We start from the raw sequence: 15,845 nt of genomic DNA, 5'->3' as shown, positions 1-15,845 counted from the left end.
GCTGCGTCGGGTGGGTGTGCGCTCGTAGCGTTCTCGGTGAAGGTGCAGAACCTATCTTCGCACCACCGAGAGGAACCCGATGAACAGTGCACACACCGCCGGACCCGTCGTGGTCGGTATCGACGGATCGGAGACCGCGCTCGATGCGGTCCGATTCGCCGTGCAGGAGGCACGTGGGCGGGGGACGTCGCTTCGTTTGATCCACGTGATCGCCGGCCACGCCGAGCCCGAAACCGTCTACGGCGCTCCGGATGTCGACGGCGACTATGCCCGCACGGCATTGAGTCGCGCAGCGCATGTGGCCGCAGCGATCGATCCGGCGATTGCCGTGGAATCGGTCGTCGTACACGGGCGGCCCGAATCGGTGATGTCGACCGAAGCGGGATCTGCGTCTCTGCTCGTACTGGGGACCACGACCGGCAGTGCAGTGACCGCCTGGGTACTCGGATCGATGGTCGGAGCCGTGGTCGAAGCATCGCCCAACCCCGTTGCGATCGTCCGGCACTTCGACGCCGAACGCCGCGGACCGGTCGTCGCGGCCCTGGGTGATGCCGACGTCTCACAGGCCGATGTTGTTGTCGCTCAGGCATTCCGCGAGGCGTCGATCAGGTCGGCCAGCGTGTTGGCGGTGCACACCCAGGCCGTCTCCTCCATTCTCGCGTCCGCCCTCAGTAGCCCCGGTGACGGGCTACACCCCGAATCGGCAATGGACGTTCGGCTCGAACCCTTCGGCGCGGACTACCCAGACATCCGCGTGGCGTCGGTGTACGCCGAGGCCGACTCGGGATCGGAACTGGTAGCGGTCTCCGAGACGGCTCAGCTGATGGTGGTCGGTCACGAGCGAGACAGAGTGCCGGGACGAACACTGACCGCCGTACTGCGGCATGCCCATTGCCCCGTCCTCGTCGTCCCGCACGCATGAGTACCTCGAGGCAGTCTCCGATCGTCGTCGGTGTCGACGGCTCCGGCTCGTCGCTCGACGCAGTCGGGTGGGCCGCTCATGCGGCCGAGTTGCGTGGGGTACCGGTGAAGCTGGTGTCCGCCTATCAAGTCAAGGCTCTGTACACCAGCTTCGTCGCGCTGCCGTCTCACATCGGCTCCGAGGAGCACAAAGCCGCCGAGTCGGTCCTGGCCTGGGCTTCGCTGGTTGCGCGACGGTCGGTGAAGGACCCCGACGGTCTCGAGATCGTGAGCGAATCGATTGTGGGACCGACGATCCAGGCCATGCTGGAGCAGTCCTCCAGTGCCTCGATGATGGTGGTGGGCTCGCGCGGCAACGGCGATTACTTCGCCGAACTGCTCGGCTCGGTGAGCACCGCGGTGGCCGTTCAAGCACACTGCCCGGTGGTCATCGTGCCGAAAAGTGTGGAGCTGCATTCGTCGGGAGGCCCTGTTGTCCTCGGAGTCGACGGGTCGCCGCACAACCAGAACGCCGTTCGGTTGGCATTCGACGAAGCCTCGCTCCGAGGAACGGAATTGGTTGCAGTGCACGTGTCGACGGACGAACCGATCTCGTCGCCCGACACGTCCGCGACCGACAGATCCGATGCGATCGTGTCGAACGGCCGAACCGTGTTGGCGGAGAGCCTGTCCGGCTGGAGCGAACAGTATCCGGACGTCGTGGTCCAGCAGAAAGTGCTGCGCGGCAATGTGGTTGAGAAGATCCTCGAGGTGTCACCGCGCGCCCAGGCCGTGGTCGTCGGTTCGAGCGGACGCAACGGTTTCAGCGACCGACTTCTCGGATCCACGGTCCGTTCACTGGCCCACCGCGTCGACTGCCCGTTGATCATCGCCCGCGGGTAGCTCGACGGGTCCGGCAGTCACGACCACCGCCACTGCCGGATCTCTGGGAGGTCCTCGAAATGCTCTCGGATGTAGGCGTCGTGTCGTGCCAGTTGGTCCTGGCAGTGTTGCCGCAGTTCCTCGGCACCGGCCGGCGTTGTGCGTGCCCGGTCGAATGCCGCGAGGGCGAGATGGTAGCGACTGATCTTGTTGAGCACCACCATGTCGAACGGTGTTGTCGTGGTGCCCTGTTCGATGAACCCGCGCACGTGGAACCGCTGAGCGTCCGGTCGGCCGTGCACCAGTTGGTGCACCGCACGGGGATACCCGTGGAACGCGAAGACCACATCGACCGAGGTGGTGAACAGGTCCGCGAACTGCTCGTCGGAGAATCCGTGGGGATGATCGCCGACGGGGAGCAGCGCCATCAGATCGACGACGTTGACCACGCGAACCCTGAGCTCGGGAGTCCACGTACGCAACAACTCTGCGGCAGCGAGGGTTTCCTCGGTCGGCACGTCGCCTGCACACGCCAGAACGATCTCGGGATCTTCCTCGGCGTCGACCGCTTCGGTGCCGGCCCAGTCCCAGCGGGACGCACCTGCCGCTGCATGCGCCCGCGCCTCGGGAAGCGTCAGATACTGCGGGTGACTCTGCTTGTCCACCACCAGAACGTTGACGTGACCTCGACTGCGGAAACAATGATCGGCAACCGCGAGCAGCGTATTGGAATCCGGTGGCAGCCACACGCGCACCATATCCGGTGCCAGAGGAATGACCGCGTCGATCAGTCCGGGGCCCTGATGGCTGAATCCGTTGTGGTCGTTGCGCCAACACGTGCTGGTGAGCAGCACGTTGAGCGAGGCGACGGGTGCCCGCCACGCGAGTGTGGCCGCGTGCTGAAGCCACTTGGTGTGCTGGATCAGCATCGACACGCTCACCATGGCGAAGGCCTCGTAGCTGGCAAACAGGCCGTGTCGACCCGACAGCAGGTACGCCTCCAGCCAGCCCTCGCACAGATGCTCGCTGAGCACCTCCATCACGCGACCGTCGGGACCGAGATCGTCGTCGAACTCGGTGGTCGGCAACTGCCAGCATCGATCGGTCACCTCGAACACGGCCTGGAGCCGGTTGCTGGCGGTCTCGTCGGGACAGAACAGGCGAAAGTTGCCGCCGCCGTGGGGTTGTGCGTTGTCGAGGTAGATATCACGCATCATCTCCCCGAGCACGGTGGTCGTCTCGTGCGACGTGCGCCCCGGGGACTCCACGGTGAGCGCATAGTTCTCCAGATCGCGAATGACCAAGGGCTGCAGAAGTAGTCCTCCGTTCGCATACGGCGTGGCACCGAGACGTTGGGTGCCCGACGGAGCGAGCTCGCGAATCGAGGCGACGGGAGCGCCGTTGTCGTCGAACAGCGATCGGGGGTCGTAGGAGAGCAGCCACTTCTCGAGCTGCGCCAGATGCGACGGGTTCTCGCGGACTCCGGACAGTGGTACCTGGTGCGCCCAGTGCGTGCCCTCGATGAGCTTGCCGTCCACCTCGTGCGGGCCGGTCCAGCCCTTGGGGGTGCGCAGAACGATTGCGGGCCATTCGATGTCGTGCTGTGGTTCTCCGTTGCGGGCGGCGTGCTGGATTGTCTCGATCGCGTCGTGAGCTCGGGTGAGGGCAGCGTGGAGCGCCGGGAACACCTCTCGTGGGTCGTCGCCTTCGACGAACAGGGGTGCCCACCCCTGGCCGCTCAGATAGTCGGCTACCGATTGATCGGTGCTGCGTCCGAGAACCGTCGGTCCGGAAATCTTTCCGTCGTTCAGATGCAGGATGGGCAAGACGCCGCCGTCGCGAATCGGATTCAGAAAGGCCGGGAGCTTCCACGAACCGGACAGGGGGCCGGTTTCGGCCTCACCGTCCCCGACGACACAGGCGACGATCAGATCGGGATTGTCGAACGCGGCACCGGCGGCGTGGACGAGGGCGTAACCCAGTTCGCCGCCCTCGTGAATGCTGCCCGGGGTCTGGACGCTGACATGGCTCGGAATGCCACCAGGAGTGGAGAACTGACGGCACAGCCGTCGGACGCCCTCGTTGTCGAGTGAAATGTTCGGGTAGATCTCGCTGTAGGTTCCCTCGAGGTAGGTGTTCGCCACCAACGCCGGACCGCCGTGGCCGGGACCGGTGACGTACAGCCAATCCGAATGGGTTCGACGAATCACCCGATTGAGGAGGGTGTAGATCATCGAGAGTCCGGGACTGGTGCCCCAGTGCCCGAGCAGCCTCGGTTTGATGTGCGCCACCTCCAGAGGACGACGCAGCAATACGTTGTCCTGCAGATAGATCTGCGCCACCGTCAGATAGTTCGCCGCAGCCCAGTAGCGCAGGTCGGCGTCCAATTCATCTGAGCTGTAGGAAGACTCGATCGACTCCACGCTCATCGATCGGTGGGAACGACGACGACGGGAACATCCACCGAATGCAACACCGCACGCGAGGTGGAACCGAGAAGCATCGATGCGAATCCACCCCGACCGCGGCTTCCCACGACGATCAACTGCGCTGCCTCCGACGCACGGACCAGCTCACGAACAGGCCTGTCCTGAACCACCACTCGATGGATGGTGACGTCCGGGTAGTCCTCCGACCAGCCGGCCAGGCTCTCCGCCAACGACGTCTTCTCGGCGAGTTCGGAATCGACCCACGGACCCTCGTCGTCGCGCGTCAACACGCTGCCGAGTTCGAGGTCGCTCCAGGCGTGTACAGCGACGAGGTCGACTCCGCGCAGTGACGCTTCCTTCAGAGCGAATCCGATCGCAGGCTGACTGTTGGCGGTGCAATCCACCCCGACGACAACCGGACCGTCGCTGACGATGTTCGATTTGACTACTGCAACAGGGCATTTGGCATGCGTGACCACTGCGGTACTGACCGACCCGATCAACCCGCCGGTGAACTCGCCCAGACCCCTCGACCCCACGACGATCATGGCGGGAGCGACGTCGAAGTGCGTCAGATTCCGTGCAGCAGAGCCGTGTTCGAGGCGCGTATCGAGAATCAGCGAATTGCCGGCGGCAGTCTTGTGCGCAACATCGACCGCTGCGGTCAGCACACGCTTGGCCTCGACGTCCGGGTCCGAGAATGCACCGATCCGGAGACTGATGGCATCCCCGTAGGTTCCCGGCGCGAACAGAGACGACGTGACCAACTCAAGCGGAGCGTGGCGTCGAACGGCCTCGCGCGTTGCCCAGCGGACCGCGTCGAGCGATGTGGCAGATCCGTCGACTCCGACGACTACCCGACTCGATGCATTCATGACGAATTCCCGTCCATTGACTTGCGTGTGCAGATACCCACCGAGCATGGCTCGGATCGGCTCGCCGCCGACAGAGGCGGAAGTCCTTCGGTGCGAGGCGGAAGTCCCTGCCGGCTACCCCTAGGGGGTATATCTTGCTATCGTCGGCGACATGCATCGAGTGATCCGACGCCGTCGCCAGGGCATTGCCTCGGCGGCCGGATTGCTGATCGCACTGACGATCTTCGGGGTGCTGCTGATGCACTCGGCGACGGCGACCGCGTCGGCGAGCAACGAACACGCTGCCATGGCGTCGGCGATGCACCATGAGGGGCCCGTGCAGGTGGCGGTCGGTGAACACGACTGCCCGGCGGCGCACCAGATGATGCATCCGTGCGCGGGAACCACGGTGTCGTGGGCTGCTCTGTCGGTTCCGTCGACGAGCGTCGACATCGGCTACTCGCTGATATCGGCGGACGGCATCGGTGGGCGCACCGACTCCATCTCGGAGCGTGCTCCGCCGTGGACCCTCTGGGAGCTGGACAGATCGGTGACCTTGCGAGTGTGACAGGGAGCCCGGTGAACGTACGACCACCGGCGGATTCACTCATCCCTGTATTTCGCACTCGTTCAAGGAGTTTCACATGCGTACAACACTCGTCGCTTCGCTGGCTGCTGCCACCGTGAGCGCATTTCTCGTCGCAGGCTGCAGCAGCGACACCTCCGACTCGTCGATGGACGGCCATTCGATGGGCTCGTCGAACTCGTCGTCGGCGTCATCGACCCAGTCCGACGCGTCGGCAGAATTCAACGATGCGGACGTGATGTTCGCGCAGATGATGTACCCGCATCATGCGCAGGCGGTCGAAATGGCGGCAATGGTCCAGGGCCGCACCGACAATCCGGACGTCGTGGCGTTGGCGTCGGCTATCGAGGCCGCGCAGCAACCGGAAATGGACCGGATGACCGCCTGGCTTGCCGAATGGGGTCAGCCCGCGCCCTCGTCCGACATGGGTGAGATGGGCGGAATGGACCACAGCTCGGGCATGGGCATGATGACCCAGCAGGACATGGACGCGTTGAGTGCGGCCACCGGTGCCGAGTTCGACCGCCAGTGGCTGACGATGATGATCGAACATCACGAAGGCGCGATCGAGATGGCGAACAGCGAGATCGCGGACGGGTCGAACACCGACGCGCAGGATATGGCCCGCACGATCGTGGCCACGCAGCAGCAGGAAATCGACACCATGCGGGCGCTGCTCGGCTGACCCGGATCGACACCGAGGGCCGCACTCCTGACCAGGGGGTGCGGCCCTCGAGTAGGCTTGCCACTCGGAGAGTCCTTCTCTGCGGTCGGTCCGAGGGAGAACGTTCACATGGCACGTCCACGGGTATTGGTCATCGGCGGAGGATTCGGCGGGCTGCGCGCGGCCCGGCGTCTACGCGGTGAGGACGTCGACGTCACCGTGCTCGAGCGCGGCACCTCCCACGTCTTTCAGCCACTGCTCTATCAGTGCGCCACCGGTCTTGTGTCCGAGGGTTCGATTGCCAGTCCGCTGCGGCACCTGCTGCGTAAGCAGAAGAACGTGTATGTGGCGCTGGGTGAAGCGACCTCGGTGACCGCGGTGGGTGACGGTGGAGTGGTGACGGCCAGTCGGTTCGACGGCTCGACCTTCGAGCTGCCCTACGACTACCTCGTCGTCGCTGTCGGAATGCAGCAGGCCTATCACGGCCACGACGAATACGTGCAGTGGGCACCGGGGATGAAGACCCTCGACGATGCCCTCGCGATCAGGCGAAAGCTGATCTCTGCCTTCGAGATGGCCGAATCCCTGCCCACCGCCGAGGAACGCCGACCCTGGCTCACGTTCGCCGTGGCAGGGGGAGGCCCGACCGGAGTCGAATTGGCCGGTCAGATAAGGGAACTCGCCTCCAGGGCGTTGGCGAAGGAGTTCGACACCATTCACCCGTCGGAAGCGCGTGTGCTGCTCTTCCACGGCGGTGACCGCGTCCTCGAATCGTTCCCCGATTCCCTGACGAAGAAAGCGCAACGCACCCTCGACGCGGTAGGCGTGGAAACCCATCTCGGAGTTCACGTCACCGACGTCACGGCCACCGACGTCGAGGTCACGGCCAAGGCCGAACCCAAGACCGTCACTCGCTACGACACCCACACCGTGCTGTGGACCGCAGGCGTCGAAGCCGTTCCGTTCGTGAAACAACTCGCCGACGCGATGGGCGTCGAACAGGATCGCTCCGGACGCATCGCTGTGCAGCCGGACCTCTCGATCCCGGGACACCGCAACGTCTTCGTCGTCGGAGACATCATGTCGCTGAACAAGCTCGCGGGAGTTGCGGAAGTGGCGATGCAGGGCGGACGCGCGGCGGGCGCGGCCATCGCAGCAGACCTGTCCGGTTCTGCGCGAAAGGATTTCAAGTACCGAGATCTCGGCACCGCGGCCTACATCGCCCGCGGTCACGCACTGGTGCAGGCCGGGCCGCTGAAGATGTCGGGCTTCGTGGGTTGGGTGTCGTGGGGAGTTATCCACATCGCATTCCTGGCCGGCAACCGCAATCGCGTCGGGACGCTGATCAACTGGGCCGCAACCCTGGCCACCGGCACCCGACGCGAACGTGCCATCACCTACGGCGACCCGGAAACGGCGCGTAAGCCGTACAACTGAGCGAACGCCAACAACCAGGTGCGGGTCAGCCGATGCCGGGGATGAAGCCGGGGTAGACGAAGTGCCCGGGACCTCCGCCGGGCAGCAGTTGGCCCGTCGAACCCGGGTAGTTCATGTTCAGCAGAATCAGCTTGTGCGGGTTGCCATTCGAATCGGCCTGCCAGCAGGAGGACAGCACTCCGTGAAATCCGGTGCAGACGATGCGAGTGCTGTTGCCGTAGGGCGAGGTCAGTCGATTCCTGCTGACGAACGGATTCCAGTAGTCCAGGTCCTGTGGGGTGAGGAATCCGGTGACATCCTGCGGAGCCGACGGACTCGGATACGGCGGCGGAGTGGGCCACTCGTCGGCTGCGGCCGTTCCCGTTCCGAAGGCAGCGGCACCTGCAATGACGCAAGCAATGACAGCGGTGCGACGAAACATCTCGATCGACTCCTTCGCGGGACGGGCACCCAATAGACCACAGACACTCGTCTCGTGGGAACACCTCTGGGTCTGCGTTGCCGAGAGCATCACGATCGCGTCTCGGATTCGTCCGGTCCATAACGCTCGGGACGTTTGCTCGAGGTAACGTCACCTCATCTTCGGCCGATGTAGAGACTCGACCGGTGTAACTCGACGAAAAGGTGAAACAGCGTGCCACGATCTCGACGACACGGCTTCCGGCGAATCGGTTCGGCTACGGCCGTCGCCCTCGCAGTGGCGATTCTCCCGACCGCGCTGATGACGCCCGTCGCGTCCGCGGAAGAGCTGCCTGCGGCTACGACGCAGTCGAGCAACGGATCGAGGATCGAGTCGGTGAACACCCTCGAGAACCGCCAGGTCCAGCTCCAGGTGTACTCGGCGTCCATGAACCGCACCATTCCCGTGACGGTGCAGAAGCCGGCCGACGACAGCGTGTCCCGCCCGGTGCTGTATCTGCTCAACGGCGCAGGCGGCGGCGAGGATGCCGCATCGTGGCAGTCGCAGACCGACGCCGAGGCCTTCCTGTCGGACAAGAACGCCTACATCGTGACTCCGCAGAAGGGCAAGTGGTCCTACTACACCGACTGGCTCCAGGACGATCCGAAGCTCGGCAGCAACAAGTGGAGCACCTTCCTCGGTGAAGAGCTGCCCCCGCTGATCGACGCCCAGTTCGACACCAACGGTCGCCAGTCGCTCGCAGCGCTGTCCATGACGGGCACCTCGGTTCTCAACATCGCGATCAAGTACCCGGGCAAGTTCACCGGCGTCGCGGCGTACAGCGGCTGCGCTCAGACCTCCGACCCCATCGGTCAGCAGTTCGTCAAGCTCGTCGTCGAGACCTACGGCGGCGGCAACGTCGAGAACATGTGGGGACCGCTCGACGGCCCCGTGTGGCGCGAGAACGACCCGCTGCTCAACGCCGAGAAGCTCCGTGGAACGCAGATCTACATGAGCACCGGCAGCGGCCTGCCCGGTGCCCCGAACGACACCTTTGCCAACCCGCGTCTGAAGAACGACCCGGCGACGCTTGCCAACCAGGTCATCGTCGGCGGCGGCATCGAAGTTGCCACCAACTTCTGCACCTCGAACCTGGCCAAGCGCCTCGATCAGCTCGGTATCCCGGCCACCGTGGACTTCCGCCCGGTCGGAAACCACTCGTGGGGCTACTGGCAGGACGACCTGCACAACTCCTGGCCGTTCCTGGCGGGATCGCTCGGAATCTGATCTTTTCAGCACCGAACAACGGCCACCTGCACCTCGTGTGCGGGTGGCCGTTCTTCGTTGTCCGGGGCGGTGGATCGACGTCCTGATCGAACGTATGATCGAACGATGGCACGGCGCGCACAACCTCGACCGGCGTCTGCCGTGCGCCCGTTCAAGCTGCTCCGACCACCGCTGAAGGTGTGGATCGACCTGAACATCCTCTACCCGCTGCCGCCGCACCACGCCTCGAAGTTCAATCCCGAGGGATTCGATGTGCGACGCGTCGTGCCGGGAGATCTGGTCGAATGGTCCATCACCGTGGACGGAGATTGGCTGGGCCGCGTCACGTACGAGTTGATGGCACGAGACCGCAGCGAAACCGTCACTCACTGGGTACCCAGCCGGGCACTCAAGCCGCTGTAGAGACGCAGAAAGCCCCGCCTCGATCGAGGCGGGGCTTTTCTGTGCAATTACCTTCAGAAGCTGTGCTTGCGGGCCTTCTTGGCGAGCTTGCGGGTGGTGCGCTTCGACGGCACGAACAGGTGCGCAGCGCTACGGCGACGGTTGCGTCGACGAATCAGTACGAACGCGACGGCACCGGCTGCGGCTGCGACGGCTGCGATGATCGGAGTGCCGACCTTCGCCGCCTGGGCGACATCCTCGGAGTCGATGTTGCGAACCGTGTTCTTCACGTCGTCGGCGACGGCGGAGGCCTTGTCGGCTGCCTTGTCGGCGACCTGGGAGGCCTTCTCCTTCACGTCGTCGGCATCGACGTTCGAGACCTTGTCCTTGACGGTGTTCTTGACGTCCTCGGCCACGTCGGACGCCTTGTCGGCGACATCGGCGGCTGCGTGCTTGGCTTCCTTGGCGGCATCGGCTGCGGTGTCGGCAACATTCTCGGCTGCGTCGGAGACCTTGTCGGCGGCCTGGTGGGTGTTGGCCTTGGTCTGATCGGCGGCACCCTCGGCGCGAAGGCTGTCGTCACCGGTGGCCTCGCCGGCCTTCTCCTTCGCAGTCCCGGCCAGTTCCTCTGCCTTGTGCTGAGCCTTGTCGATGAAGTCGGCCATCGGTGATTACCTCTTTCGTGTAGGTCGTCTCCGGATACCCGGAGCTGGGGGCGTCGCGGACGACGCCGTTAGGTATGAGTCGAAATCGACGCTCCGAAACATACGTCCGACGGGCGTGTTCCGGGTCACTATCGGTGGGGATGCTCGGTGGCGCGCAGTTCGCTGGTGCCGTCTGGCCCCGCATTGTCAGTTCACGTGTTGGAGAATCACCACGATCGAAGGGATGCCGACCAGCAGAGCGATGTTGGGCTTCCGGTAGCGATGCAGGATTGCGACGAACTCGCGCAGAAACGCCGTCGGTGCGTAGAAACGTGCCGTGTCGGCTCCCGTCACATGAGCGTCGAGACCCAGATCGCGAGTGAACGCGGCCGTTCGCAGGACGTGAAAGTTGCTGGTCACCACGATCATCGGCTCCGATCTCAGATCCGACGACTCCAGAAGGTCCCTCGTCATCGTCAAGTTCTCCCGAGTGTTTCGCGAGCGCGCCTCGGCGAGGATCAGTTTTTCGGACACACCCTTGCCGACCAGGTACTTCTTCATTGCCGTGGCCTCCGCAGTCTCCTCGTCGGACCCTTGCCCGCCGGATACGACGAGGGCCGGGCGATGTCCGGACGCCACTTCGGCGTTGTACACATCGAGGGCGCGGTTCAGTCGGCTCTCGAGAAGAGGCGTCACGGTTCCTCCCGAGCCCAGCCCGCATCCCAGAGCAACAACGGCTGAACTTCCTTTCGGTGGCTCCAAGTGTCCGTAGATCAGCGCGTGGACAGAGAACGCGGCGAGCTGGACGCCGAGGCAGACCGAGAACAGCACCCCTGTCCAGACCGCGGCCAGCAACCACAGGGGCAGAGTGTGCGTTTCCAGCACGGCCGCCACTGCGACGAACAGCCCGACGCCCAGCGTCACCGCAACCGCCAGAGCAAGTGGCAGTGCGGTCGAGAGCCGGAGCCCTTCGCGCCTGATCACCACCAGCCCATTGATGGCCGCTGCGCCCACGAGTCCGATCGCCGTCAGCAGGATTGCCGACAGCACCGCAACGACGAGAATCGCCTCGACCCGGGCGTCCAGCCGATGCAGCAGACTCGGCGATCCGATCGCCAGCGCAGCGAGAGCCGCAATGACAGTCAGGCCGTTGGACAGCCGACGCGGGTCTCGCCGGATACGGACGAACGACGTGACGACCAACACGACAGCCAACGCGAGTAGGAACATGGTTCGAACCTGGTTCCGGTCAGGGGAGTGGTGTCGTCAGTGCAGCGGTGACCAACTCGACGAGGGTGTCGATGTACGGGGTGAAGGTGTCATCGGTGGTTCCGACGTCGGAACTGCGGCTCAGGGCCCATTCCTGGGCGAAGATGTTGGCGGCACCGATGATGGCAAGAATGACCAGGCGATAGTTTCTGTTCGGCAGTTCTCCTCGTGCTGCGGCGGTGGTTGCAAGGGAGTCGAACATCTCGACGATGACGTCTCGCTGGTTCATGCGCCACAGTTCGATGTCGGTACTGACGCCGACCACCTCGACGTAGCAGACCCGAGCCGACATCCTGGTGCGACACGTGACGCCGAGGTACGCCCGGATTGCGGCGTCGATCGACGCCAACACCGGTTGCCGACCGTCGGCGGTCAGTGCCTCTCGTGCAGCGTGCTCGCCGTCCTGATTCATGGTGGTGACGATCTTCTTGAGCAGCTCCGACCGGCTTCCGATCTCGCGATAGAAGTGACGGGTCGACACGTTCGATTCCGCGCACAACATCCCGATCGTGGTCGCCGCGTACCCGTGGCTGCCGAACAGAGCGATCGCGGTGTCCATGAGACGGGCTATGCGTTCGGAGGATCGTTCCTCGGGCGACCTGCCTGCGTACTTCCGATCGCCCATGGGGTCGAGAGTACTGACCGGGCCCGCTGCCGTTGTCGACGTCACGGAACGGAATGGACCGCTCGCGAGCTCGTCACGTGCGTCGGCGCGTGACCGGTCGCTTCGGCCACGTCGAGCGGACCGGCTTGTATGCGCCGGACAGGGCACGTCGCTCGAAGTCCAGGCCCGATCCCCTCGACGCCAGGAGGACGAGAGCGATGACTGCTGCGGCCCCGACCGCCACAGCAGTCATCGGATTCTGGTTCCCTGTGCTGTGTGGATGCAGGCAACAGGTGATGTGTGGTTCATGAGGGGTTCCTGTCTTCGGTGTGCGGTGAACACTGTCATTGACATCGCCACTCGTCAATGACACATTGTGTGATGTAAGTCGCGATCCGCCGCACAGTCGGGCCGATCCGCGATGGTGTTCGGCGAGACAGCGAGGCACGACGTGACGACAAGCCGAGGTCGATGGCCCGAGTTCGACGGCTCCGTCGACAATTTCCAGGACGTTCTCATCATCGGTGCAGGCATATCGGGCGTCGGAGCCGCATATCGCCTGCAGCAGATGGCACCGGAGCTCAGCTACACCATCCTGGAAGGTCGTGAGCGCGCAGGCGGTACCTGGGATCTGTTTCGGTACCCCGGAATTCGGTCGGACAGTGACATCTTCACGTTCTCGTTCCCGCACACACCGTGGCAGGGAGACACCCTGCTGGCGCACGGCGAAGACATCCGCAATTACATCGTCGATACCGCGTACGCGAACGGCATCGACGAACACACCGATTTCTCGACGTCGGTCGAGGCCGCGAACTGGGATTCGTCGACGGACCTGTGGACCGTCGAGACGCTTTCGAGCGGTGTTCCGAAGACCTATCGCAGCCGATTCGTGTTCCTGTGCACCGGATACTTCGACTACTCGGGCGGGTACACCCCCGATCTTCCCGGGGCCGACGAGTTCACCGGGCAGATGGTGCACCCTCAGCAGTGGCCCGAGGATCTGGACCACTCGGGCAAGAGAGTCGTCGTGATCGGAAGTGGAGCAACCGCAATCACTTTGGTGCCCTCACTCGCTGCCGAGGCCGCGTCGGTGACGATGCTGCAGCGATCGCCCACCTACATCGCGTCGCTGCCGATGACCGACCCGTTCACCACGCTCACTCAGCGCGTACTGCCGGACTCTCTGGCGCACAGTGCATTGCGGTGGCGTAATGCGCTGTTGATGGTCGGCTCGTATCAATTGTGTCGACGCGCACCGAAGACGGCCCGCAGGGTGTTCCGGGCCATGACGAAGGCGCAATTGCCGCGGGGATACGACGTCGACAAGCATTTCGATCCGACGTACGCCCCGTGGGACCAGAGGTTGTGTGTGGTGCCGGACGGCGACCTGTTCAAGGCCATTCGTTCCGGTCGTGCGACCGTGGTGACCGACCGAATCTCCCGCTTGACCGCCGACGGCATTCTCCTGGAATCCGGAGACGAGATCCCGGCCGACATCATCGTCACTGCAACGGGATTGAAGCTCAAGGCTTTCGGTGGCATCGCGCTGTCACTGGACGGACAACCGTTCGCGGCGCACGACAAGTTCGTCTACAAGGGGCACATGCTCGAGGACGTGCCCAACGTTGCCTGGTGCATCGGGTACACGAATGCATCGTGGACGCTCAAAGCCGACATGACGGCCAAGGCGGTGGCGAAACTGTTGGTGTATATGCAGTCTCACGGCTACACCCACGCGATCCCGGACCGTCAGGGCAAGGCCGTGGAATCTCGACCGGTCGTGGACCTCGCGTCGGGATACGTCACGCGATCCTTGGACGAGCTACCCAAATCGGGGACCGAGCGGCCCTGGTCGGTGAGGCAGAACTATATTCTCGACAGAATAGACGCGCGCTTCGACGATCTCACCGAATCGATGACGTTCGGACGGACCGTGCCTGCACGGGTGGCCGGCCCCGAAGCAGTAGACGCTCGCACCGGATAGACGAGAACAGATCGGACCGCAATGACTTTCGACATCGAGGGCCCCGCGCTCGCGCACACCATCCGCGGCGAGGGACCGACCCTGGTGCTGATCCATGGGATAGTTCATCGGCAACACGCCTGGGACAGCGTCATCGAGACACTCGCGCAGCACCGGCGAGTGGTGACGGTCGACCTGCCCGGCCACGGTGATTCACCCGAACTACCCACCGAGGAGTTCGATCTCGGCCCGTGGATCGTCGCCGAACTGGAGCGGTTCCTCGAGCACGTGGCGGTGGACGGCGAGAAGCCGCACGTGGCCGGAAACTCGTTGGGTGGATACTTCGCCCTCGAACTCGCCGCCCGCGGATCGGTTGCCTCGGCCACCGCGCTCTCGCCGGCCGGATTCTTCCGCGGACACTGGGATCAGACGCGTGCGCTGCTCGTGTTCCGATTGTTGCGCGCGTTGTCCCGAGTGATCAGCCCGATCGCACCGGCCGTCATGCGTTCGGTCGTCGGTCGCACGATCGCCAACGGTGTCTTCTACGCCAAGCCGTGGCGAGTTCCCGCCGCGACGGCCACCATCGACGCGCTCAGTATCACCACCAACCGGGCGATCGACGCAGCGGGTAACGCAGTGCCGCGCTTCAGCATTCCGGTCGACGAGGATGTTCCGGTCACCGTCGCGTGGGGCCGTCGCGACTGGGTTCTGCCGGTGTATCAGGCACCGCTGGTGCGTCGAACCTTTCCGCAGGCGGACGTGACGACGTACGCGGGGCTCGGGCACGTACCGATGTCGGACGATCCGGAACTGGTGGCGTCGATTCTGTTGAGGGGATCTCGAACCGTCTCCCAGTCGGCGTGAGCGTTCCGGAGAAGGTCGACGGCCGAAGCCACCGGTGGCGCGATCATCGGATCACGCGGCGGCGTGAACTGCTCGACTGCACTCTGGACACCATCCGACAGCAGGGTCACAACATCGGCATGGACGACATCGCCTCTGCGAACGGTGTCTCGAAAACTGTTCTGTACAAGCATTTCACCGACAAACGGGGCTTGACCGACGCTGCCATGGCGCGATACGTCGAGACCGAGCTGGTGCCTCGGATCAGGGATGCGATGTCCGAGGACCTCGACGAGTATCACCTCACCCGGGCAGTGATTTCCGCCTACGTCTCGACGGTCGACACGGATCCCGAGATCTACATCTACGTCCACGCCAACAACGCAGTCTCGGGCAACCACGACGTCATCACCGCCGCGGAGGGGCTGATCGCCGAGCTCCTGGCCACCGTCATCGCCGACAGATTTCGAGAGCGTGAGTTCTCCACGGCCGGCTCGATGCCCATCGCCTTCGCGATGATCGGTGCCGTTCGATTGGCGTCACACTGGTGGATCTTCGATCGAACCATGACGGCCGACGAGCTCGTCGACTACCTCACCATGATGGTGTGGAGCGGAATTGCGGGCATAGCGCGCGCCGCGGGCTCTGCTGCGCGATTCGCGTCGGAATCTCATCCGTTGATCGACGAGCCGTGAGGGC

17 protein-coding genes are annotated in these 15,845 nt (G+C 64.2%); 10 read left to right on the top strand and 7 right to left on the bottom strand.

The window, feature by feature from the left end:
• Positions 1-79: 79 nt before the first annotated feature.
• Together R3P93_RS19190 and R3P93_RS19185 are read left to right on the top strand one after the other, a co-directional pair.
• Positions 80-922: a universal stress protein gene (locus R3P93_RS19190; protein ID WP_149407410.1), complete on the top strand. Its 843-nt coding sequence runs from the start codon at positions 80-82 to the stop codon at positions 920-922.
• A complete protein-coding gene (locus R3P93_RS19185; protein ID WP_149407409.1) occupies positions 919-1,803 on the top strand; it encodes a universal stress protein in 885 nt (294 codons plus the stop codon). Before R3P93_RS19190 ends, R3P93_RS19185 begins: the two co-directional genes overlap by 4 nt.
• A gap of 17 nt (positions 1,804-1,820) precedes the next feature.
• On the opposite strand, the gene R3P93_RS19180 is transcribed toward R3P93_RS19185, so the two are convergent.
• Both R3P93_RS19180 and R3P93_RS19175 read right to left on the bottom strand, forming a co-directional pair.
• Positions 1,821-4,211 (bottom strand): phosphoketolase family protein, encoded by a 2,391-nt coding sequence (locus tag R3P93_RS19180; protein ID WP_149407408.1) that lies wholly within the window; start codon positions 4,209-4,211, stop codon positions 1,821-1,823.
• The gene (locus R3P93_RS19175; protein WP_094687135.1) at positions 4,208-5,086 is read right to left on the bottom strand and encodes a universal stress protein; all 879 of its coding nucleotides are present in this window, start codon (positions 5,084-5,086) and stop codon (positions 4,208-4,210) included. The genes R3P93_RS19180 and R3P93_RS19175 overlap by 4 nt, the downstream gene beginning before the upstream one ends.
• 151 nt (positions 5,087-5,237) lie before the next feature.
• Between R3P93_RS19175 and R3P93_RS19170 the strand changes: the two genes are divergently transcribed.
• The 3 genes from R3P93_RS19170 (at position 5,238) to R3P93_RS19160 (ending at position 7,752) form a co-directional block, all read left to right on the top strand.
• Positions 5,238-5,633: a hypothetical protein gene (locus R3P93_RS19170; RefSeq protein ID WP_149407407.1), complete on the top strand. Its 396-nt coding sequence runs from the start codon at positions 5,238-5,240 to the stop codon at positions 5,631-5,633.
• 76 nt (positions 5,634-5,709) lie between these two features.
• The gene (locus tag R3P93_RS19165) at positions 5,710-6,336 is read left to right on the top strand and encodes a DUF305 domain-containing protein (RefSeq protein ID WP_149407406.1); all 627 of its coding nucleotides are present in this window, start codon (positions 5,710-5,712) and stop codon (positions 6,334-6,336) included.
• A gap of 108 nt (positions 6,337-6,444) precedes the next feature.
• Positions 6,445-7,752: an NAD(P)/FAD-dependent oxidoreductase gene (locus R3P93_RS19160; protein WP_149407405.1), complete on the top strand. Its 1,308-nt coding sequence runs from the start codon at positions 6,445-6,447 to the stop codon at positions 7,750-7,752.
• A gap of 25 nt (positions 7,753-7,777) precedes the next feature.
• Here the strand turns inward: R3P93_RS19160 and R3P93_RS19155 are convergent, their stop codons facing one another.
• On the bottom strand, positions 7,778-8,173 hold the full coding sequence (locus R3P93_RS19155) for a hypothetical protein (protein ID WP_149407404.1): 396 nt from the start codon (positions 8,171-8,173) through the stop codon (positions 7,778-7,780).
• Between the two features lie 300 nt (positions 8,174-8,473).
• On the opposite strand from R3P93_RS19155, the gene R3P93_RS19150 reads away from it, so the two are divergent.
• On the top strand, positions 8,474-9,439 hold the full coding sequence (locus R3P93_RS19150; RefSeq protein WP_373455116.1) for an alpha/beta hydrolase: 966 nt from the start codon (positions 8,474-8,476) through the stop codon (positions 9,437-9,439).
• 105 nt (positions 9,440-9,544) lie between these two features.
• Complete coding sequence (locus R3P93_RS19145; RefSeq protein ID WP_149407403.1) at positions 9,545-9,841, top strand: hypothetical protein; 297 nt, start codon at positions 9,545-9,547, stop codon at positions 9,839-9,841.
• A 53-nt stretch (positions 9,842-9,894) separates the two neighbouring features.
• Here R3P93_RS19145 and R3P93_RS24655 read toward each other — a convergent pair whose 3' ends face one another.
• From R3P93_RS24655 to R3P93_RS19125, 4 genes are all read right to left on the bottom strand, one after another.
• Complete coding sequence (locus R3P93_RS24655) at positions 9,895-10,485, bottom strand: CsbD family protein (protein WP_149407402.1); 591 nt, start codon at positions 10,483-10,485, stop codon at positions 9,895-9,897.
• Positions 10,486-10,671: 186 nt separating this feature from the next.
• Complete coding sequence (locus tag R3P93_RS19135) at positions 10,672-11,694, bottom strand: YdcF family protein (protein ID WP_149407401.1); 1,023 nt, start codon at positions 11,692-11,694, stop codon at positions 10,672-10,674.
• Positions 11,695-11,713: 19 nt separating this feature from the next.
• Entirely contained in the window at positions 11,714-12,358 is a 645-nt protein-coding gene (locus tag R3P93_RS19130; RefSeq protein ID WP_094669034.1) for a TetR/AcrR family transcriptional regulator, read from the bottom strand.
• 73 nt (positions 12,359-12,431) lie between these two features.
• Positions 12,432-12,590, bottom strand: a complete 159-nt coding sequence (locus tag R3P93_RS19125; RefSeq protein WP_188078787.1) for a hypothetical protein — start codon at positions 12,588-12,590, stop codon at positions 12,432-12,434.
• Positions 12,591-12,788: 198 nt separating this feature from the next.
• On the opposite strand from R3P93_RS19125, the gene R3P93_RS19120 reads away from it, so the two are divergent.
• The 3 genes from R3P93_RS19120 to R3P93_RS19110 are packed head-to-tail and all read left to right on the top strand — an operon-like array spanning position 12,789 to position 15,841.
• A complete protein-coding gene (locus R3P93_RS19120; RefSeq protein ID WP_316630565.1) occupies positions 12,789-14,324 on the top strand; it encodes a flavin-containing monooxygenase in 1,536 nt (511 codons plus the stop codon).
• Positions 14,325-14,345: 21 nt separating this feature from the next.
• The gene (locus R3P93_RS19115) at positions 14,346-15,167 is read left to right on the top strand and encodes an alpha/beta fold hydrolase (protein ID WP_094640786.1); all 822 of its coding nucleotides are present in this window, start codon (positions 14,346-14,348) and stop codon (positions 15,165-15,167) included.
• The gene (locus R3P93_RS19110) at positions 15,164-15,841 is read left to right on the top strand and encodes a TetR/AcrR family transcriptional regulator (RefSeq protein ID WP_149407399.1); all 678 of its coding nucleotides are present in this window, start codon (positions 15,164-15,166) and stop codon (positions 15,839-15,841) included. The genes R3P93_RS19115 and R3P93_RS19110 overlap by 4 nt, the downstream gene beginning before the upstream one ends.
• The last annotated feature ends 4 nt before the right edge of the window (positions 15,842-15,845 follow it).

Origin of the sequence: Rhodococcus cerastii (assembly GCF_033042195.1) — a bacterium.
Lineage (GTDB): Bacteria > Actinomycetota > Actinomycetes > Mycobacteriales > Mycobacteriaceae > Rhodococcoides.
This window is presented reverse-complemented; position numbering and strand designations above follow the sequence as displayed.